This is a genomic window from Georhizobium profundi (genome assembly GCF_003952725.1).
In the GTDB taxonomy this organism is placed as follows: domain Bacteria; phylum Pseudomonadota; class Alphaproteobacteria; order Rhizobiales; family Rhizobiaceae; genus Georhizobium; species Georhizobium profundi.
Genome location: NZ_CP032509.1, coordinates 456,088 through 476,237, shown reverse-complemented (window position 1 = coordinate 476,237; position 20,150 = coordinate 456,088). Strand labels below are relative to the sequence as shown.

The 20,150-nt window shown below is 63.3% G+C and carries 20 protein-coding genes; 10 read left to right on the top strand and 10 right to left on the bottom strand.

What is annotated here, in order from left to right:
* Positions 1-49: 49 nt before the first annotated feature.
* Complete coding sequence (locus D5400_RS02285; RefSeq protein WP_126007270.1) at positions 50-1,360, bottom strand: aspartate aminotransferase family protein; 1,311 nt, start codon at positions 1,358-1,360, stop codon at positions 50-52.
* Positions 1,361-1,458: 98 nt separating this feature from the next.
* Between D5400_RS02285 and D5400_RS02280 the strand changes: the two genes are divergently transcribed.
* Complete coding sequence (locus D5400_RS02280) at positions 1,459-2,319, top strand: LysR substrate-binding domain-containing protein (protein ID WP_126007268.1); 861 nt, start codon at positions 1,459-1,461, stop codon at positions 2,317-2,319.
* Between the two features lie 24 nt (positions 2,320-2,343).
* Here the strand turns inward: D5400_RS02280 and D5400_RS02275 are convergent, their stop codons facing one another.
* From D5400_RS02275 to uxuA, 3 genes are read right to left on the bottom strand one after another with little or no spacing between them, the layout of a single operon-like run.
* Positions 2,344-3,279 (bottom strand): sugar kinase, encoded by a 936-nt coding sequence (locus D5400_RS02275; protein WP_126007266.1) that lies wholly within the window; start codon positions 3,277-3,279, stop codon positions 2,344-2,346.
* Positions 3,276-4,757 carry a mannitol dehydrogenase family protein gene (locus tag D5400_RS02270; protein ID WP_126007264.1) on the bottom strand — a complete coding sequence of 494 codons (1,482 nt, stop codon included), beginning with the start codon at positions 4,755-4,757 and terminating at the stop codon, positions 3,276-3,278. Before D5400_RS02270 ends, D5400_RS02275 begins: the two co-directional genes overlap by 4 nt.
* Positions 4,754-5,971: a mannonate dehydratase gene (uxuA, locus tag D5400_RS02265; protein ID WP_126007262.1), complete on the bottom strand. Its 1,218-nt coding sequence runs from the start codon at positions 5,969-5,971 to the stop codon at positions 4,754-4,756. The genes D5400_RS02270 and uxuA overlap by 4 nt, the downstream gene beginning before the upstream one ends.
* 117 nt (positions 5,972-6,088) lie before the next feature.
* Here uxuA and D5400_RS02260 point away from each other — a divergent pair, with 117 nt between their 5' ends.
* The 7 genes from D5400_RS02260 (at position 6,089) to D5400_RS02230 (ending at position 13,038) form a co-directional block, all read left to right on the top strand.
* Positions 6,089-6,805, top strand: a complete 717-nt coding sequence (locus D5400_RS02260) for a GntR family transcriptional regulator (protein ID WP_245451403.1) — start codon at positions 6,089-6,091, stop codon at positions 6,803-6,805.
* Positions 6,802-8,031, top strand: a complete 1,230-nt coding sequence (locus D5400_RS02255) for an AGE family epimerase/isomerase (protein ID WP_126007260.1) — start codon at positions 6,802-6,804, stop codon at positions 8,029-8,031. The genes D5400_RS02260 and D5400_RS02255 overlap by 4 nt, the downstream gene beginning before the upstream one ends.
* 22 nt (positions 8,032-8,053) lie before the next feature.
* Positions 8,054-9,034, top strand: a complete 981-nt coding sequence (locus D5400_RS02250) for a C4-dicarboxylate TRAP transporter substrate-binding protein (RefSeq protein ID WP_126007258.1) — start codon at positions 8,054-8,056, stop codon at positions 9,032-9,034.
* 74 nt (positions 9,035-9,108) lie between these two features.
* Positions 9,109-9,609, top strand: coding sequence for a TRAP transporter small permease (locus tag D5400_RS02245; RefSeq protein ID WP_164527760.1), 501 nt, complete (start codon positions 9,109-9,111; stop codon positions 9,607-9,609).
* Positions 9,606-10,892: a TRAP transporter large permease gene (locus D5400_RS02240; RefSeq protein ID WP_126007254.1), complete on the top strand. Its 1,287-nt coding sequence runs from the start codon at positions 9,606-9,608 to the stop codon at positions 10,890-10,892. Before D5400_RS02245 ends, D5400_RS02240 begins: the two co-directional genes overlap by 4 nt.
* Complete coding sequence (gene uxaC / locus D5400_RS02235) at positions 10,892-12,286, top strand: glucuronate isomerase (RefSeq protein WP_126007252.1); 1,395 nt, start codon at positions 10,892-10,894, stop codon at positions 12,284-12,286. Before D5400_RS02240 ends, uxaC begins: the two co-directional genes overlap by 1 nt.
* Positions 12,287-12,327: 41 nt before the next feature.
* Positions 12,328-13,038 (top strand): glutathione S-transferase, encoded by a 711-nt coding sequence (locus D5400_RS02230; protein ID WP_126007250.1) that lies wholly within the window; start codon positions 12,328-12,330, stop codon positions 13,036-13,038.
* Between the two features lie 3 nt (positions 13,039-13,041).
* Here D5400_RS02230 and D5400_RS02225 read toward each other — a convergent pair whose 3' ends face one another.
* Positions 13,042-13,923 carry a LysR family transcriptional regulator gene (locus tag D5400_RS02225; RefSeq protein ID WP_126007248.1) on the bottom strand — a complete coding sequence of 294 codons (882 nt, stop codon included), beginning with the start codon at positions 13,921-13,923 and terminating at the stop codon, positions 13,042-13,044.
* Between the two features lie 148 nt (positions 13,924-14,071).
* Here D5400_RS02225 and bla point away from each other — a divergent pair, with 148 nt between their 5' ends.
* Positions 14,072-14,956: a class A beta-lactamase gene (bla, locus tag D5400_RS02220; protein ID WP_126007247.1), complete on the top strand. Its 885-nt coding sequence runs from the start codon at positions 14,072-14,074 to the stop codon at positions 14,954-14,956.
* A 46-nt stretch (positions 14,957-15,002) separates the two neighbouring features.
* On the opposite strand, the gene D5400_RS02215 is transcribed toward bla, so the two are convergent.
* Positions 15,003-15,593, bottom strand: a complete 591-nt coding sequence (locus D5400_RS02215) for a TetR/AcrR family transcriptional regulator (protein WP_245451402.1) — start codon at positions 15,591-15,593, stop codon at positions 15,003-15,005.
* Between the two features lie 130 nt (positions 15,594-15,723).
* Between D5400_RS02215 and D5400_RS02210 the strand changes: the two genes are divergently transcribed.
* Complete coding sequence (locus D5400_RS02210; RefSeq protein WP_126007245.1) at positions 15,724-16,122, top strand: RidA family protein; 399 nt, start codon at positions 15,724-15,726, stop codon at positions 16,120-16,122.
* Between the two features lie 33 nt (positions 16,123-16,155).
* Here D5400_RS02210 and arsJ read toward each other — a convergent pair whose 3' ends face one another.
* The 4 genes from arsJ to D5400_RS02190 form a co-directional block, all read right to left on the bottom strand.
* Positions 16,156-17,415, bottom strand: coding sequence for an organoarsenical effux MFS transporter ArsJ (gene arsJ / locus D5400_RS02205; protein WP_126007243.1), 1,260 nt, complete (start codon positions 17,413-17,415; stop codon positions 16,156-16,158).
* Positions 17,416-17,429: 14 nt separating this feature from the next.
* Positions 17,430-18,440 (bottom strand): ArsJ-associated glyceraldehyde-3-phosphate dehydrogenase, encoded by a 1,011-nt coding sequence (locus D5400_RS02200; protein ID WP_126007241.1) that lies wholly within the window; start codon positions 18,438-18,440, stop codon positions 17,430-17,432.
* A gap of 116 nt (positions 18,441-18,556) precedes the next feature.
* Positions 18,557-19,246, bottom strand: coding sequence for a phosphatase PAP2 family protein (locus D5400_RS02195; RefSeq protein WP_126007239.1), 690 nt, complete (start codon positions 19,244-19,246; stop codon positions 18,557-18,559).
* Positions 19,247-19,323: 77 nt separating this feature from the next.
* A complete protein-coding gene (locus D5400_RS02190) occupies positions 19,324-20,148 on the bottom strand; it encodes a sulfite exporter TauE/SafE family protein (protein WP_126007237.1) in 825 nt (274 codons plus the stop codon).
* Positions 20,149-20,150: the final 2 nt, after the last annotated feature.

Sequence of the window (20,150 nt, the reverse complement as noted above, 5' to 3'; positions counted from 1 at the left end):
CGACTGCAACCCGCGCCGCGCGTGCAGCTCGTCCGGACCCGGGGTGGCTTCAGCGCGTCGCAGAGGCCGCTTCGATCGCGTCCGACATGATGGCCAGCCCGCGATCGATCTCATCATCCGACACTGTCAGCGGTGGAGCGATGCGGAATACCCCGCCCATGCCGGGCAGCTTGACGATGTTCATGCTGAGCCCCCGGTTCATGGCCTCTTCCATCACCCGCGCACCAAGCTCGAAGCCGGGCGATTTCGTCTGCCGGTCGGCAACCACTTCCAGCCCGAGCAGCAGCCCGCGACCACGCACGTCGCCGACACACTCAAAACGTTGTTGCAGGGCGAGCAGCCCATCCTTCAGTCGCTGGCCCTGCTTCACGGCCTGCTCCACCAGCCCGTCGCGCTCGACCACGTCGAGAACCGTTACGCCGACTGCCGCGGGCAGCGGGTCTGAAACATGGGTGGTGTAGAAGAGAAACCCTTTCTCAAAGGCCTTCTGCTCGATCGCCTCCGTCGTCATGACGGCCGCAAGCGGCAGGCCGGCGCCGAGCGTTTTCGACAGCGTCAGGATATCCGGCGTCACGCCGTCGCGCTGGAAGGCGAACATGTGGCCGGTACGCCCGACGCCGGTTTGTGCCTCGTCGAGGATCAGCAGCATGCCGCGCTCTTCGCATTTGCGCTTCAAAGCCGCGAGATAGCCGAGCGGAAGCTCGAGAATGCCGCCGCTCGACAGGATCGGTTCGGCGATGAACGCCGCGAGGCCCCCCGTCGACTGCCTGTCGATCAGATCGAACGCATCGTCGAGCTCTGCCTGCCAGTCGTTCGATCCATCCGCATGGGTGAAGCGCGGGCGATAGGAATTGGGGGCAGGGATGACGAACGAGCCCGCCGTCGCCGGCCCGTAACCGCGACGGCCGGCACTGTAGGTCGCCGACGCCGCAGCGCCCGTCATGCCATGCCAGCTCTGAGCAAAGGCGACGACTTCGTGCCCGCCGGTGACCAGCTTGGCCATGCGAATGGCCGCTTCGTTCGATTCCGCCCCGGTCGTCAGCAACTGCACGCGATCGAGACCGGGCGCGAGTGCGGCCAGGCGGGTCGCTAGATCGACCACCGGGCGCGACAGCATCCCGCTGAAGAGGTGGGCGACCGATTTCATCTGCCGGTCGACGGTCGCCACTATGTCGGGATGCGTATGGCCGAGAACGGCGCTCATCTGGCCGGAGGTAAAATCGAGGATTGCCCGACCGTCCGCATCATAGACATGGCTGCCTTCGGCCCGTTCGATGATCACCGTCTCGAAACTCGGCCCGTAGCGCGTCACATGCTTTTTCGCGGCACTCCAGAAGGCGGGATCATTGTTGAGAGACATGGCAGCATCCTCGGCAAGAGAAGCGTCCAGAGCTAGATTTGCTTGCGGCTTGAGGCAAATTGATATTGCTTCAACCCGGTATCAACCGGATTGATGGCATGCGGCTTCTCGACCTTGCCTTGCTTCGCAGCTTCAGCATCGTTGCGCGCACTGGTTCGATCAGCCTCGCAGCGCTTGAAGTGGGACGCACCCAGTCGGCGCTCAGTATGCAGATGCACCGGCTTGAGGATCAGGTCGGCCACACGCTTTTCCATCGCAGCGGATCGGGTGTCAGGCTCACGGCATCGGGCGAAAAGTTCTTGGTCCATGCCGAGGCGCTGCTCGCAAGGCAGGATGAGGTCTGGGCCGACATGGGCGGAACGACGATCCGGGGCTCGGTCAGCCTTGGATGCCCGGAGGATTATTCCATCGCCTTTCTGCCAGAGCTTCTCAGGGATTTCTGCGCGCTGCACCCCGACATCGAACTGCGCATGGTCTGTGCGCCGACGTCCGATCTGCGGCCGCTGCTGCATCGCCGCCAGCTCGACATCGCGCTGGTCTCGGTGGCGGACCCCGAAAGCAGCGAGGTGATCCGCAAGGAGAGTTTCGTCTGGGTGGCGAGTGAGGCAGATCCGGCGATTGTCGACCATGCGGTCATACCGCTGGCGCTGTCCGCTCCCGTCAGCCTCGACTATCGCGCCGCCTGCGATGCGATGGGCGCGGTCAATCGGCGATACAGAATTGCCTTTGCCAGCAACAGTCTCGCGGGCCTGATCGCAATCGCCCGTTCCGGTCACGCGATCAGCGTGCTGACGCGATCCGCCGTCCCGCCCGACCTTCATGTCGTATCGAGAGGCCTGCCACCACTTCCCACCATCGGCGTGGCGCTCGAGTTCTCCGAGCAGCGCCCATCGTCGGCGGCACGGGCGCTGGGTGCCCATATCCGGGCCGCTCTGCCGGGACTGCACAAGACATCGTAGTCTCGGCGAGGAGATCGAACCTGTTCAGATCAGCTGCGCCATCGGGATCAGAGCACCGGGCACCGCAATGACAAGGCTTGCCATCGCATGTCCGTCAAGCATGGCCTGACGAAGGACTTTCCCACCCAGCCGGGCGGCGATGTAGCCCGCGTTGAAAGCATCGCCGGCGCCCGTGGTATCGACTGGCTTTTCGCGCTTCACCGCGAGCCGCTCGACCGGTTTCCCAGTCTCGGCTGCCACCATGTCGCCACCGCCATTCTTGACGACGACCTCACCACAACCGGACTCTTGCCAGCGGGAGAGGCAGTCGTCCAACGTGGCGTCGCCCCAGAGATCGGCTTCGTCGTCGAAGCTCGGCAGGCCCATCGAAGCGACTGCCATGGCTTGGGAAAGCCAGTGTTTCATTGTCTCGACATCGTCCCACAACCGGCGACGGATGTTGGGATCGAAGACGATGCACTGGCCGCGTTGACGTGCAGCCCGCGCTTCTTCGAGAAGGTTCTGGCGTCCCTCGTCCGGCAGGATGGCCAGCGTGATACCGGAAAGATAGACGACGTCGGCAGAGGTGATCGCGTCCGAAAGCGCGTTCCGATCATCAGCCAGGCGGCGCGCCGCCGAATGCGACCGCCAATAGGAAAAACTGCGCTCTCCATGCTCTGACAGGCTGATGGCGTAGAGGCCGACGCTGCGCTGTTCGTCGGTCTGGATGAATGCGGTGTCGATCCCGTTGTCATCCAGAAAGCCGCGCAGTTTCGACGAAAATGGATCGCTGCCTAGACGCGTGAGAAGTGCTGTGCGCCAACCTCCGGCGCCGTCTAGGGGAAGAGCGGCACGCGTGTACCAGAGCGTATTGAGAACGTCTCCCGCAAAGCCCATCCGCCAAAGATCGGCATCGCTCTCGCCTGCGCCACTCAGCTCCACCATAGGCTCGCCGATGGCGAGAAACAGTTTCGAACTCATCGGCTCGCCTCTGCGAGGATTGCGGCAGGCATGCCTTGGGTCAGGATCGCATCGAGACAATCGTCTACGGCATCATTCCAAACTTCGGATCGTGCAAGCTGCGCTGGCATGAAGTTCGGCATGCCGCTCAAGGCGGTGCGGATGGTCTTTGCATCGCGCGGCACGGATTGAATGAGGCGCCTGATTTCGTCTTCGCGGGGATCGCGCAGCGCATAGCGCTCACCGGCGTCGCTGACACCCAGCGTGTAGCGCATCCACGCCGCGGTCGCGAATGCGAATGGGCGCAGCGGCTGCCCGGCATCGAGAGCGGCGATTGCCGGCGCAAAGATCCGCTGCGGCAGTTTCTCGGTGCCATCCATCGCGATCTGATAGGTCGCATGGGCAATCGCGGGATTGCGGAAGCGGTCCGCGAGCGCGGCGGCATAGGCCTTCATGTTGAAGCTCGGCAAGGGCGGCAGAATCTGGCCGGCGGCTTGCAGATGCCGCCGGACGAGCGCCGCAAGCGCGGTGTCGCCCATCACGTCGCGGACGAACTGGTGCCCGGAGAGGAAGCCCGCATAAGCCAGCATCGAATGGGTGCCGTTCAGCATGGTGAGCTTGGCGCGCTCGAACGGCGTAACATCCGCCACAAAGATCGCACCACCGGCCTCCCAGGCTGGTCGACCCTGCGGAAAGTGATCCTCGATGACCCACTGGCTGAATTGTTCTGTCTCCACCGCCGCAAGGTCGACGCAGCCCGTCGCCGTCGCCGCATCGGCCAGCGTCTGATCGGTTGCTGCCGGCGTGATCCTGTCCACCATGGACGATGGAAACGCCACCTCCGCCGCGATGAAGTCAGCGAGTTCGGTGTCTACGGCGCGGGCAAAACCGATGACGCCACCGCGCAGGAGCTGTCCGTTTTCCGGAAGATTGTCGCAGGATAGAACGGTGAAGGGCGCGATGCCGGCATCGCGGCGCAGCTTGAGCGCAGCAGTCAGCAGCCCAAGAACGCCGGACGGCGTTTCCGGAGAATCAAGGTCCGCCGCGACGGCCGGATGCGAGGGGTCGTGTCCGCCATTGGCACGGTCGATACCGTAGCCTTTCTCGGTCACCGTCAGGGTCACGATCTTGACCGCCGTGTCGCACAGCGCAGCAAGCGTCGAGACCGGATCGTTGGCGATGACCTGCGAAAGCGATCCAATCACGCGGGCGCGTGTGCCCTCGGTGCCGCGTTCGATCAGGGTGTAAAGCCCGTTCTGCGGCGCAAGCGCCTCCGCGAGTGCCGTGCTGCGCAGGCTGACAGCGCAGATGCGCCAGTCGCCACCTGCCGCCGCGAGCGCGTCGTCGGTCGCGACCGCCTGGTGTGCCCGGTGAAAAGCGCCAAGTCCGAGATGCACGATCCCCATGCCGTGATCGTCCGGCTGGTAGGTTGGAAGCCGGGCCGATCCAGCGACGTCCGACAAGCTTGCAAGCCGCGGCCGTGGGTCTCCACCGCTCATGCCCGAAGCCCTTCGTGCTCGTGGGTCAGCGCCGTCATGATGCCGCGCAGTTCGGCAAGCCCCTTCAGCCGGCCGATCGCCGGGTAGCCGGGCTGTGCCTTGCGTTCGAAATCGTCGAGGATCTCCTGGCCGTGATCGGGCCGGAACGGGATCGATACGTCGCGTCGCCCGGCCTGCCGCCGCTTGCGCTCCTCGCGCACCACCGCGGCGATGAGAGCGACCATGTCCGTGCTGCCGCCCAGATGCTCGTCTTCAAAGAAGCTGCCGGCGATGTCGTCGCTTTCGCGCGTCACATTGCGCAGATGCAGGAAATGCACCCGATCGCCGAGCGCCTCCATCATCTTTGGCAGGTCGTTGTCGGGGCGCGCACCGAGCGAACCCGAGCACAGCGTCACGCCATTCGACGGCAGATCGACCGCATCGAGAATGGCGCGATAGTCCGCTTCCGTCGACATGATGCGCGGCAGTCCGAGCAGAGCGAAGGGCGGGTCGTCCGGGTGGCAGCAAAGCCGCATGCCAAGTTCTTCTGCAAGCGGCGCGACCTCTGACAGGAAATCGATGAGGTTCTGGCGCAGGCGGTCTTCGCCAAGCACAGCGTAGCCCGCGAGATGATCGCGAATGTCGTCGAGCGTGAAGCTTTCCGCGGCGCCCGGCAATCCGCAAACGATGTTGTCGGCAAGCTTCGCCCGCGTGGCATCGTCCATGGCAGCAAAGCGACGGCCGGCATTCTCGACGACGGCGTCGCTGAAATCGTCGCTCGCCCCTGGCCGCTTCAGGATGTGAATGTCGAACGCCGCGAAGTCGATCAGGTCGAAGCGCATGCAGGTGGCGCCGTTCGGGCGCCGATGCGCAAGCTCGGTGCGCGTCCAGTCGAGCACCGGCATGAAATTGTAACAGATGGTCTCGATGCCAGCCGCATGCAGGTGCTTCAGCGAGGTGCGCCAGGCATCGATATGCGCGCGCCAATCCCCAGTCTGCTTCTTGATGTCCTCGGAAACAGGCAGGCTTTCGACGACTTCCCAGGCAAGTCCCGACGGGGCGCCGTCCTTCATGCAGGCAATCAGCGACTGCCGCTTCTCGATCTCGTCCGGCGTCCAGACCGACCCGGTCGGGACGTGGTGCAAAGCGGATACGACCCCTTCGACGCCGGCCTGCATCATATCGTCGATAGAGACCCGATCCTTCGGGCCGAACCAGCGCCAAGTCTGCCGCATGAATGCTCCTCCTGCATAGTCAGCCGCCCAACGGCGACCCCGTCATCAGATAGCACCACGCTTTGATGTTGACTAGTATGGTAGTATGGTTCATTGCTTGGCGCGGAGGAGATCGCCGTGAACTTGCGAGACGCATCGGCACTGCAAACACGTGACGAGGAACGAGGGCAGCCTGTTGGCCCGCGTCTCTATCGCCTGTTGCGTGAGCGTATCGTGAAGGGTGACCTCGTACCGGGCACGCGGCTTTCCGAAGTGGATGTCGCGGCGTCCTATGCCGTCAGCCGCCAGCCGGTGCGCGAAGCTTTCATCAAATTGTCCGAGGAAAGCCTGGTCGAGATCCGGCCGCAGCGCGGCACCTATGTCAGCCAGATCAACGTTGCCGCCGTCATGTCCGCCCGGTTCGTGCGCGAAGCCGTCGAGGCGGACATCGTCCGGATTCTCGCGGCGCGGCCGAAAGAAGGGTTTCTGCGGGAGCTGGACGACCTGATCCTCCGCCAGCGCGCCACCGTCGAGGACGACGACCCCGCGACATTCATCCAGCTCGACGAACGGTTTCACCGGCTGCTGGCATCTGAAGCGGGGCAGGGTGCGAGCTGGGATATTCTGCAGCCGCTGAAGACGCAGATGGACCGCGTGCGTCATCTGAGCGCCAAGCAGTTTCCGTTGCGCCAGTTGCTTTCGCAGCACGAAGATGTCGTCCAGACGATCCGCAATGGCGACGGCGATGGCGCCGAAGGTGCGATGCGGTCTCATCTGCGGCAGATTCTCGACGATCTCCCAGCGGTGATCGCCGCCCTGCCTGCCTTCTTCGACGAACGCGTTGAAGCGTCATGAGTGTCGTGGTCCCCATCGCCCCATTCGACGTCGCCAACTTCGCTTCGTCTTTCGTGCCGCGCTGGCTGCAGCTTGCGCGTGACCAGGTGCATGGTGGCATCGTCGATCGTCTCGCCCTCGATGGTCGCCCGGTAGAAGGCGATGCAAAGACCACGCTGGTTCATGCGCGCATCGCGTTCACCCTCGCTCATCTTCATCTTGCCACCGGCGACCAGCGATTGCTCGATGCGGCGATCGATACGTACCGCTTTCTCGATGGGCACCTCCGCGACGCGGACGGCGGTTACCGGTTCAGCGTTTCGCGCGACGGCCAGCCCTTGGCCGATCCGACGTCTCAGGTTCGCCGAACCTACGATCAGTCCTTCGTGCTCCTGGCACTCGTGACCCTGCGGAAGGCCGCACCTAATGCGGTGTCGCAACACCGGATCGACGAATGTTGGGACTTCACCTCGCAGCGCCTGACCGATCCCGGCACCGGTGCGCTCTGGGAAGACGATGTCATGGCGGCCGCGGGCGCCAAGCCTGGCGATCTGCGCGCCCAGAACCCGCACATGCACATGTTCGAGGCGCTGTTGCAGGCGTTCGAGATGACCGGCGATCGCGTCTGGCTGGAACGCGCGGAAGCCATGCTCGAAATCGGCCGTCGCTTTTTCATCGATGAAGCGACGGGCGCGGTGCGCGAATTCGTCGGCCATGACCTGCAGCCCCTGGCCGGAACGGATGGCGAGCGGCGCGAGCCGGGTCATCAGTATGAATGGGCCTGGCTGCTTCATCGCTACGCCGATCTGGCCGGCGTGAACGATGCGCGATCCTTGGCCGACCCGATGATCGCCTTCGTCGAGCGGCATGGGCTGGCACCTCGCTCCGGTCCCTTGGAAGGCCTTCCCTTCGATGCGCTCGATGCTCGAGGTCAGGTCACCGAGAACACGCATCTTCTTTGGCCGTTGACGGAAGCCGGCAAATTCTACGCCGCGCGCCTTGCTGACACCGGTGATGCAATGCGCGCACGCGGCCTCGTATCGACCTTGGCTCGCCATTTCTTTGCGCCGGCTGCAGCAACCGGTCTGCCCGTCTGGGTCAACCGTCTCGATGCTGATGGCCGACCTGTCTGGTCCGAGGCCTTGAGCCGCCTGCTCTATCACGTGACCATCTTCGTCACGGAAGGCGCCCGCGCGGGCCTCTGGACGCTGACGCCGCTCCCGTCCCCGACGGCTGAAAATCACTGAGAATGATCAAGGAGGAACGATCATGAACGTCACACTGAAGACACTTGGACTGACAACTGCGCTCGCTCTCGTAGCGGGCGTCGTCTCGGCACAGGAATTCTCGCTCAACCTCTCAACGTCACAGACGCTGCAGGACCCGCTGGTCATTGCCATGCAGGGTGCCGAACAGCGCATCGAGGAGCGCTCCGAGGGTCGCGTCGATGTCACGATCTACCCGAGCTCGCAGCTTGGCGAAGATAACGACGTTCTGGAGCAGATCCGCAACGGTGCGCCGATCGCAGCGCTCGTCGATGCCGGTCGCCTGGCACCTCTACACGCCGAGCTCGGCATTCTGGCCGCGCCATACCTCGTCGACGACTACACGCAATACGCAGCGATCACCGATTCCCCCGTCTATGGCGAATGGGTCGAAGAGCTCGCGGAAAGCTCCGGCATCCGCCTCCTGAACTACAACTGGTTCCAGGGCACGCGTCAGATGATCACCAAGAAGGAGATCACCGCGCCGGCAGACCTCTCGGGCGTGCGCGTGCGCACCATCGATGCACCAAGCTGGATCGCGACGGTCGAATCCATGGGTGCGACGGCAGCGCCTATGGCGTGGTCCGAAGTCTATTCGGCGCTCCAGCTCGGCGCGATCGATGGCGCTGAAGCGCAGCTGACCGGCGCCTATGGCATCAAGCTCCACGAAGTCGCGACCAACATCGCCTTGACGAACCACATCCAGCTCTTCACGGGCCTGGCGACGTCGCAAGCCTGGTGGGAGTCGCTGCCGGAAGACATCCGCACGATCATCGACGAAGAGCTGAAGGCAGCCGGCGACGAGGCCACGCGCATGACCGTCGAGCGCCTCGGCGAAGTGCAGACCGAAATGGAAGCGGCAGGCGTCGCCTTCAACGAAGTCGACATGGCACCCTTCCGCGAAGCGACGGCCTCCGTCTACGAGGAAGTCGGCTTGGTGGAAGCCCGCGAGGCTCTGCAGCCCTACCTCCCGTCCGCCCAGTAAGACGGATTTGACCTGAGTTTCGGGCGGTCGTCAGGACCGCCCGAACGACTCCTACGATGGGCAGCGAGGCTCCGATGTCCGTATTCTGGAAGATCTATGACCGCATCGAGCTCGTGCTCGCGCTCGCGCTGCTTGCCGCGACGGTTCTGGCCGTTTTGCTAACGGCCATCGGTCGGTCGATCGGCACGCCGATCACGTCCGGTCCGCAATTCGCACAGCTCTTTCTGATCTGGACATGCATGGTCGGCGCCGATCTGACGGCCAAGCATGGCGAACACATCCGCGTTTCCGCACTCCCCGATATCTTGCCGGTGCCGCTACGCCGTTGGGTTGCTGGCTTCAACCTGCTGCTGATGCTCGTCTTCCTGGGTTTCGTCGCCAAGCTCGGTTTCGATCTCTCAGTTGGTAACTGGCAGCGCACGCTTGGTGCCTCCGGGCTGAGTTACGGCCTCGTCACGCTCGCCCTGCCCGTCGGCTCGGCTCTCTTAGCCATTTCGTTCATTCGTCGATTCTGGGCCAAGGGGCTCATTGCGTCATACGAGCCCACTCAAGAGGCCAAGGAAGGCGTCCTATGATCTCCGCTCTGATCCTCGCGGCTGCTCTTGGCCTGATCATCCTCGGCATGCCCGTCGCCTTTGCGATCGGCATTGCCGGCTCCAGCTATTTCCTTCTGCCCTCGGTCTTTCTGCCGGAAAGCACGGCAGTCCAGCGCATCGTGGCCGCAAGCCAGTCCTTCCCGCTTCTGGCGGTGCCACTTTTCATCTTGCTCGGCAATCTGATGAACAGCGCGGGCATCACGCCGCGGCTCGTCGCGCTGGCGACAACAGTTGCCGGCTGGATGCGCGGCGGGCTCGCGCAGTCGACGCTCATCCTCTCCGCGCTGATGGGCGGCATTTCGGGTTCGGCAGTCGCCGATGCCGCCATGCAGGCGCGCATCCTTGGAAACCCGATGATCCAGCAGGGCTACAGCCGCGGGTTCACCGCTGCCATCCTGTCCGTCGGCGGCCTCATCACCGCGACGCTGCCGCCAAGCCTCGGGCTTATCCTCTACGGCTATCTTGGGGAAGTCTCGATCGGCCGTCTGTTCATCGCCGGCGTCGTGCCTGGCGTCTTGCTGACCATCGTGCTGATGGCCACGACTTGGATGGTGGCCGTGAAGCGTGACTACCAGCCGATCAACGATCGTTACCCGACGCTGCGCGAAGTGGGCCAGGAATTCCGCAAGAGCTTCTGGGCGGTCATGTTTCCCATCTGGCTCCTCGTCGGCATCCGTTTCGGCTATTTCACGCCGTCGGAAGCGGGCGCTTTCGCCGTCGCCTATGCGCTGATCGTCGGCTTTTTCATTCACCGACAGATGACGATCGCCGGCTGCATCGACGCCATGATGAAGAGCATCAACGATATCGGCATGATCATGCTGATCATCCTCTTCTCCGGTACCTTCGGCTACGTCATCACCTTCGAGCGCGTGCCGCAGTCGATCGCCGAAGTGGCTTTGACGACGCTCTCGGACCCGACGGTGCTTCTCTTTGTCATCGCCGGCTTCCTGCTCGTCCTCGGCATGCTGGTGGAAGCGACGGTTCTCGTCATGCTGCTGACCCCGATCCTCGTTCCGGTCGTCACGGCCGCAGGCGTGGACCCCGTGCATTTCGGACTGGTGATGATGACGCTCGTCACCTTCGGCGGAATGACGCCGCCCTTCGGCGTGTCCATGTTCGCGGTCTGCGGGATCTTGAACTGTTCCTACAAGGACTATTCGATCGAACTCATTCCGCTCGCGCTTGCGGTCCTCCTGCTCGTCGCGATCATGATCCTGTTTCCAGAGATCGTCCTGTTCCTCCCCAACTGGCTGATGTAATGGCGCTTCATCCCGACCGATTGTTTCCGACCGACGCGGCCACGCGCGGCATCGCCCGTGCGCTCTACGAGACGGTCGCCGACCTGCCGATCGTCTCTCCGCACGGTCACACCGACCCGCGCTGGTGGGCGACGAACGAAGCATTCAGCGATCCGGCGACGCTGTTTGTCACGCCGGACCATTACGTCACCCGCATGCTCGTCAGCCAAGGCGTCTCGTTCGAGGCGCTCGGCATCGGGCAGGGGGCCGAAACCGATCCGCGCGCCATCTGGCGTACCTTCGCATCGAACTTCCATCTCTTCGCCGGCACGCCCTCCAAGCTTTGGATCGAGCATGCTTTGGAGAACGTCTTCGGGTTCTCGGAGCGACTTCAATCGGAAACCGCCGATGCCGCCTATGAGCGTATTCAGTCCGTGTTGCAGGAGGATCGCTTCCGGCCTCACGGGCTCTACGACCGCTTCAACATCGAGGTCATCGCAACGACCGATGGTGCCCTGGACGATCTGCAATGGCACCGACAGATCCGCGAGTCTGCGTGGCACGGGCGCGTCGTGCCGACCTATCGCCCCGATGCGGTGACGGACCCCGACCAGCCCGGCTTCGCGGATAACCTGGCAAAGCTGGCAGAAGTCTCGGGCATGTCGACCGGGACATGGGCCGGTTATCTCGACGCACACCGTGCGCGCCGGGCTGTCTTCCGGGAACTGGGCGCCACGGCGACGGACCACGGACATGCAACGCCGCGCACCGCCGACATGCCGCAGAACGAAGCCGCAAGCCTTTACGACCGTGCCCGCACCGGACGCCTGGGCACGGGCGAGGCGGAACTCTTCCGTGCGCAGATGCTGACCGAGATGGCGCGCATGTCTGCCGAAGACGGCATGGTCATGCAGCTCCATTGCGGCTCGCACCGCAACCACTCCCGCTCCGTTCTTGCCGACTATGGGCGTGACCGCGGTTTCGATATCCCGGTTCCTGTCAGCTTCACCGAAGCGCTGAAGCCGATGCTCGATGCGGTGGGTCTGGAGCCTCAGCTACGGGTGATCCTCTTCACTCTGGACGAGACGACCTACACGCGAGAACTCGCACCGCTTGCCGGTGCGTGGCCGTCACTCGTGCTCGGCCCGCCCTGGTGGTTCCACGACAGCTTCGAAGGCATCCGTCGCTATCGTCAGCAGGTCACCGAGACGGCGGGCTTCTACAACACGGCCGGTTTCAACGACGACACACGCGCCATCACCTCGATCCAGGCACGCCACGATGTCGCGCGACGGACCGACTGCGCCTTCTTGGCCGAACTGGTCACGTCGCACCGCATGGAGGAAGACGAGGCCTTTGCGATCGCGCAGGATCTCGCGGCGGGTTTGGCAAGGAAGGCATATCGGTTAGGCTGAGCGCTCGAAACGCTTCACGCCAGACGAGACGGAGACGTGCCGTGGCCTCCTATGAGCTTCTGTATTGGTCGGTGCCGTTTCGCGGCCAGTTCGTGCGCGCGATCCTTGCCCATGCCGGCGTGGAATGGACCGAGTGGGATGAACCCGCGATCGCGGAACTGATGGACGCCAATGTCGTCGACATGCCGGTCCCCTTCATGGGCCCTCCGGTTCTCATCGACAGCGAAAGTGGCTTCGCGGTCTCCCAGATGCCCGCGATCGTGTTCTATCTCGGCGAGAAACTGGATCTTCTGCCAAAGACGCCGGAGTTGCGCGCCTTGACCATGAAAGTGGTCAACGACGCCAATGACGTGATCGACGAGCTGACGCTCAATGGCGGCCAGGCCATGTGGACCGAAGAGCGGTGGCAGGATTTCATCCCCCGCTTGTGCAAATGGATGACGTTCTGGGAAGTGCTGGGCACAAAGCACGGCCTGACGGCCGATGACGGATATCTGCTTGGCGGGTCCGCTCCGGGGATCGCCGACATCGTCACGGCAACGCTCTGGACCACGATCGCCGATCGCTTCGACCGGATCGAGAAGATGCTGGCGGAGACGGCGCCGCACACCTTGGCCTTGTCGCGCAGGGTGTCATCCCACCCGGCACTGGTGAAACTCAACCAGCAAACCCGGAGCGCCTATGGCGACGATTATGCAGGCGGCCAAATCGGGGCCTCCATGGCGTCGGTCCTCACGTCCAGGAATGGATGAAAGTTAGGCGTCGCTTGCATCGGAAAGCTCCGATCGCAGCCATGCGGCGAAACTGGCCATCGCAGGTGTCACCGCCTTCCCCACCGGGCGCGTGAGATAATAGGAGCCCGCTGAAACCGCCACATCGTATGGCCGCACGAGACGACCGGTTGCAATCTGTCGGTTGAACATGGCGGAGGGCAGCAGCGCCACGCCGAAACCATCAGCTGCCAGCTCGGCAAGGGCAATCGAGGAGTCGAGCACCGGGCCGTTGAGCGGCGCGCAGGCTATGCCGGCTGCCTCGAACCACTGCTCCCACTCGTCCTTGCGATAGCTGCGCAGCAGCGTCTCCCGGGTAAGGTCGTCCGGAACACGCAGGCGCTTTGCAACATCGGGTGCACAGAGCGGCGTCATCGGCGCGGCAAGCAGCGGCTCCGCCTCCAGTCCGGTCCATGATCCGGCGCCGAAGCGAATGGCCATGTCGAGGCCTTCGCGCGTGATCTCCACGCGGTTGTTGTTGGTCGAGATGCGCAGATCGATCTCCGGATGCGCCTCGTTGAAATGCCCGATCCGCGGCATCAGCCAGCCCAGCGCGAATGTCGTGACCACACCCATCTGCAGCACCTCGATGTGGTGCTTGCCCCGCACGCGATCGAGCGCGCGCGCCATGGTATCGAACCCGTGCTCAAGAACGGGAAACAGCGCCGAGGCTTCTTCCGTCGGTAAGAGCCCGAGCGATGTGCGGCGAAAGAGCGTCGTGCCGAGCATGTCCTCCAGCCGCGCGATCTGATGGCTGACGGCCGCCTGCGTCACACGCAGTTCGATGGCGGCACGCGTGAAGCTCCCTTGCCGCATCGCGACTTCGAACACACGCAAGGCGTTGAGCGGAATGTCGTGACGATACATCGGGTATTACCTGAGCTCATGGCAGATCGAAGAATTTGTCGTCTGCCACTGTTTTAGAGCGCGGTCTATGCATTCGCCATCAGTTTATCTGATGCACCGCGCCGATAAGAGCGATGCACATTTTGCGACCAGATGAGGGAAACTGCCGATGACGCCACGTTCGATTGTCTTACAGACAACCATTGCCGCCTTCACCATGGGCTTGTTGTTTGCCGGGGCGGCCAATGCCCAAGATGCCGATGCGCGGCTTCAGGAGGTCGTCTCGACGATCGAGGAAAACTTGGATGCCCGCGTCGGAATCGTGGTGCGTGACAGCGGCTCGGACTGGCAGTGGGCGCACCGGGAAGACGAGCGGTTCCTGATGAACAGCACCTTCAAATCCGTGCTGTGCGGCGCGGTCCTTCAGCGCGCCGAGATGGGAGAGCTGGCACTCACGGAGACACTCGAGATTGAGGCGTCGGACATTCTTGACTATGCGCCCGTGGCGGAGACCCGTGTCGGAGAAAGCATGACGATCGGAGAGCTGTGCCTGGCGACGCTCGACATGAGCGACAACACGGCCGCCAATCTGCTGATCAGTCGACTCGGCGGGCCACAGGAGGTCACTGCCTTCATGCGCAGCCTCGGCGACAGCGTCACCCGGCTTGACCGCTTGGAGCCGGAGATGAACTCCTTTGCCGAAGGAGATCCACGGGACACCACGACACCCGCTGCCATGGCGGCGAGCTGGGAAACGATGCTGCTCGGCGACGGCTTGTCCCCTGCGTCACAAGCACAACTGATCGAATGGATGAGCATCGGGGGTGTGACGGGCGCGCTGCTGCGCGCAAGCACGCCCGAGGATTGGCTGGTGGCAGACAAGTCCGGCAGCGGCAACCGGACGCGCAATCTCGTGGCCATGGTCACGCCACCCGATGAAACGCCCTATGTGGTCTCGATCTATCTCTCCGGCACGACGGCTGACTTTCAGGCCCGCAATGCTGCCGTGACGGAGATCGGTGCAGCAATCGTCGAGCTGATCGAAGCGCGCTGAACCAACACGTCCCGCTTGAACCTGACTGTCATCCGTAAGACGAGGCCTACGTAGCCAGAAAACCCCGCGCCAGTGCCTTGAAGGCTTCGACGGTGCGGGGCAGGATCTTTTTGGGATCGGTGCTGGCGGCGACGTAGAGAGCCGCGTTCAAGGCCGCGCCGTTCAGCAATCGTGCCGCGGCTTCGATGTCCACGGGTTTGAGCCGGCCCTCCTCGGCCAGCGCGAGCAGCGCCCGCCGGGTTTCTGCAAGGCAGGCATTCTGGCTTGGCCACGCCGACGGGTCGCCGAGAACCGCTGGGCCGTCGAGCAGCACGATGCGTTGGATTTCGGGATCGAGCGCAAGCTCGATATAGGCAGCTCCTTCGGCCTCCAGGGCAGCCCAGGTATCCTCGGCACCGGACGCGGCCTGTCTTGCCTTCGCCGCCATCTCGCCGTCGACCTGCGCCACCACCGCGGCCAACAGGCCCTTCTTATCCCCGAAATTATGATAGAGCGCGCCGCGCGTAAGCCCGGCATCCGCCGTCAGATCGTCCATCGACGCATCGGCAAATCCCTTTTCGGCAAAGGCCTTGCGGCCGGCCGAAATCAGCTTGGCACGGGTCTCTTCCATCATCGCGGCGCGGCTTTTCCCCGTCATTCCCATCCTCGCAAAATCCAAATTCGAAGCATGGCTTGACATACGGCGCGTATGTCAACATTTTGCATACGTAACGTATATGAAAGCAGCTTCCCTTGGGAAGCTCCCAATTTTGAAAGGGCCTTGACCCATGACTGTTCGTGAACCCGTTTATCCCGCCGGCCGTCACCAGCTTTACGACGCGCACGGCTATTCGCCCGCCATCAAGTCCGGCGACTTCCTGTTCGTTTCGGGTCAAGTGGGCAGCCGGGACGATGGCTCGCCCGAGCCTGATTACCAAGCCCAGGTTCGGTTGGCGTTCAAGAACCTGAAGGCGACGCTGGCAGCGGCGGGCGCAACCTTCGACGACGTCGTCGACGTGACGAGCTTCCACACCGATCCCGAAACCCAGTTCGAGCCTTTTCTCGCGCTGAAGTTCGAGGCCTTTCCGGAAAAGCCCTATCCGAACTGGACGGCGATCGGTGTGAACTGGCTCGCCGGGTTCGACTTCGAAATCAAGGTCATTGCCCGCATTCCGGCAGCGGCCTGATCGCCAACTGCACGTCTTCTTCAGCCAATGGCGTCACTGGGGCAAACTCACGGGAGAGATGGCCGGCGGCTCATTCACCAGCCGGCGCGCAGCCAGCCAGCTCAAGAAAGCCATGGCGCCGGCCGTGGCGAGGCAAAGCGGCAATCCGCCGGCCTGATAGCTCAGGCCGGAGAGCAGCGTTCCGAGAAGCCTGCCCGCGGCATTCGCCATATAGTAGAAGCCGACGTCACGCGTGATGCGCGTGGCGTCACCGAAGGCGAGGATCAGATAGGAATGCACCGCGGAATTGATCGCGAACACGTAGCCGAACGCGAACAGACCGCCGATCAGGAAGACGGTGAGCCAAGGGGCAGGCTCGCCTGATAGCCAGGCGCTGGCGGCGAGGACGAGAGGGATCGGCACGAGGCACCCGGCCCACCAGACGGCCTTGCGGGCGACCTCTGCCTCCGAAAGTGTTGCGGCCTTGAGAATGCGCGGGGCTGCCGCCTGCACGAATCCATAAAGGATGATCCAGGCAGCAAGGAACCCACCGATCACAAAGAAGGCCCAGCGCCGGCCTTCGTCGGTCCCATTGGACAACACGGCCTGGAAATAGATCGGCACGCCGACCACGAACCAGACATCGCGCGCGGCGAACAGGAACATGCGGGCAAGCGACAGCCTATTGACGCGCGGGTCGGACGAACGCCAGGCCCCGAATTTGGCGCTCTTGTCCTTTGCCGGCAGGCCGGGCGGTAGAAAGAGAGCGACGGCGATGAGGATGACGAGCAGGATCGCGGCCATCGCCCAGATTGCGGCTTCGAACCCGGCGAGTGCGAGCAGTGCCGCGCCAAGGAAGAAGCCGAGCCCTTTGACGGCGTTCTTGGAGCCCGTCAAAAGCGCGACCCAGCGGAACAACGTGCCGTCGCCTTGGGGCGCGAGCAGCTTGACCGCGGATTTGGACGACATTTTCGACAGGTCCTTGGCGACGCCTGACACGCCCTGCACGGCCATGACGAATGCCACGGAGGCGGCAACGCCCCAGGCGGGATCCAGCTGTGTTAGAACGACGAGCGCCAGGATCTGCAGCGTAAGCCCGGCGTAGAGCGTCGACGCGAGGCCGAAGCGCGCGGCAAGCCACCCGGCATAGAGATTGGTGACGATCCCCGCGACTTCGTAGAGCAGGAAGAGCCACGCCAATTGAATCGGCGTGAAGCCGAGGCCGTTGAAGTGCAATAGCACCAGCATGCGCAGCGCGCCGTCCGAGAGCATGAATGCCCAGTAGGACGCCGTGACGGCAACATAGGCACGCATGGGACGAGCGGCGCTCACATCGAGCCTGCCATCATCCGGACGATATCCGCCAGTCGGCAGGCATAACCCCACTCATTGTCGTACCAGGCATAGATCTTCACCTGCGTGCCGTTCACGACCATCGTGGAAGGGCCATCGATCACGCCGGAGCGGCGATCATTGGTGTAGTCGCAGCTGACCAGAGGTCGGCTTTCGAAACCGAGGATGCCGTTGAGCGGCCCGTCGGCGGCGGCCTTGAACAGGGCGTTCACCTCCTCCACCGTCGTCGGACGCTCGACCTCGAAGACACAGTCCGTCAGCGATGCGTTGAGAAGCGGCACCCGCACCGCATGCCCGTTCAGGCGTCCCTTGAGTTCCGGGTAGATCAGTGTGATCGCGGTTGCGCTGCCCGTCGTTGTGGGGATCAGGTTCATCAGGGCTGACCGTGCGCGGCGCATGTCCTTTGCCGGCCGATCGACGATCGTCTGGGTGTTTGTCACGTCATGGATCGTGGTGATCGAGCCGTGGCGAATGCCGATCGCCTCGTGGATGACCTTCACGACCGGGGCCAGACAATTCGTCGTGCAACTCGCGGCCGTCACCAGCCAGTGTTGATCCTTGTCGTAGAGATCGTGGTTGATGCCGTAGACGAGGTTCAGCGCACCGCCATCCTTCACCGGCGCGGATACGACGACCTTCTTTGCGCCAGCCGAACGATAGGGCTCGACCTTCGCCGCCGTCTTGAAGACGCCGGTGCAGTCGATCACGAGATCGATGCCGAGTTCGGCGAGCGGCAGCGCCTCGATCGTCTTTTCCCGGGTCAGCCGTATCCGCTTGCCGTCCAGGATGAGATGGTCGTCATCATGCGCGATCGGCACGTTCCAGCGTCCATGGACACTGTCGAACTCCATGAGAAGCGCGTGCTGCGCAGCGTCGCCCATGGCGTCGTTGACGAGAACGATGTCACCACCGGCGCCAGTGTCGATCAGATCCCGCAGGACGAGTTTGCCGATGCGGCCGAGGCCGTTCAATGCGATGCGGGTCATGGCTGCCGGATCCGTTTTTTCGAGATGTCGATGAGGATGCCGGACCAGCGGAAGCCGTCCAACATCATATCCATAATTCCCGAATAGACGAATTATTGCCGCTGGGCAAGCCGCCGTTAATGGCGCAACGGCGGATCGTCACCCTCGGCAACGGCGTTCGACCGAGAGCGGAAGACGGCGGTTGAAGCCGATGACAGCGCTCCGAAGCTCACCGCAGTCGCGAGAGACAGCCAGAGATAGGCGAAGGCCCAGCCCGCAATCACGTCGCTCGGCCAATGCGTTCGAAGATAGATGCGGCTTAGTCCCACCAGAACCGTCAGACCGATCGCTGCGCCCAGAGCGCAGATTTTGGGCAGTCGGTAGGGCGTGGCGCGAATCGCAAACACCGCGATCGAGCCGAAGAGCAGCGCCGCAAGCAGCGCGTGCCCCGAGGGAAAGCTCGTATGCAGCATGGAATAGGAGCCGGGCAGATGGTGCGGGCGCAGCCAGGCGAAAGCGGCCTTGGCGACATAGCCGGCAACAGCGCCTCCGGCGATGCCGACGATCAGAAAGATGGCGGCCGAAAAATGGCGCGCCAGCACTGCATAGGCGAGCATGGCGGCTGCGAAGCTCGCGACGATTTCCGGACTGCCGAGTGCCGTGAAGCTCCAGGCGAGGGATGCGATCCTGCCCTCTCCCTCAATGGCGCCGAAGGGATCGGGCAGGCCGAAGAGAAGGATGCGGTCGACCGCGTGGACGTTCGCCAGAAATTCCAGCGTCGCGAGGATGAACACGAGAAGCGCAAGCGCCAGGGATAAGTTTCGCAAAGCGCCATCACCATGCCGGCGGGGCCAAGAGCCCGCGAGAACGAGCCCGATGATTGCCGACCGCCGTCAAGGAAGCGTTAAAGCACGCTCGTGATCATGCGGATGCTGGTCAGCGCCAGGAACGCTGCAAAGCAGTAGCGCAAAGCTGCCGGCGAGATCGAATGCGCGATGCGCGCGCCGAGCGGTGCGGTCAGCATCGATGCTGGAATGATCGCGATCAGGCCGGCGAGGTTGACGTAGCCGAGCGAAAATGGCGGCAGGTCTTCGACGCCGAGACCGAACCAGATGTAGCCGATCGTGCCCGGAATTGCGATGATGAGGCCGATCGCCGACGCAGTACCGACCGCCTTGCGGATGGGATAGGCGAAGAAGGACAGGATCGGTACCGAAAGCGTTCCCCCGCCGATGCCCATCATCACCGAGAATAGACCGATGATCGTTCCGAGAAGCTCCTTCAGCGGGCTTTTCGGCATCTCGCGCTTCTGGGAAGCTTCTGAAGGCTTGAACGCCATATTGATGGCAACGAGTGCGGCAACCACGGCGAAGACGATGGTCAGCACTTCGCCCGAGACATTGCCGCCGATGACGGTGCCGACGATGACGCCGAAGGCGACCGCCGGGCCCCAGCGTTTCAGAAGATCCGTATCGACGCTGCCCTTCTTCCAGTGCGACCGCGCCGACATGAACCCCGTGAAGATGATCGTCGCGAGCGACGTGCCCACCGCCACATGCATGCGCACCTCTTCCTCGATGTCGAGACCGATGAAGACGAAGAACAGGACCGGCACGATGACGATGCCGCCGCCGACGCCGAGCAGGCCGGAGATGATACCGGCGATCGCACCGGTGACGACAAGGATACCGATGAGCGTGAGCGCTTCGGTCAGGCCAACGTCGAGCATGG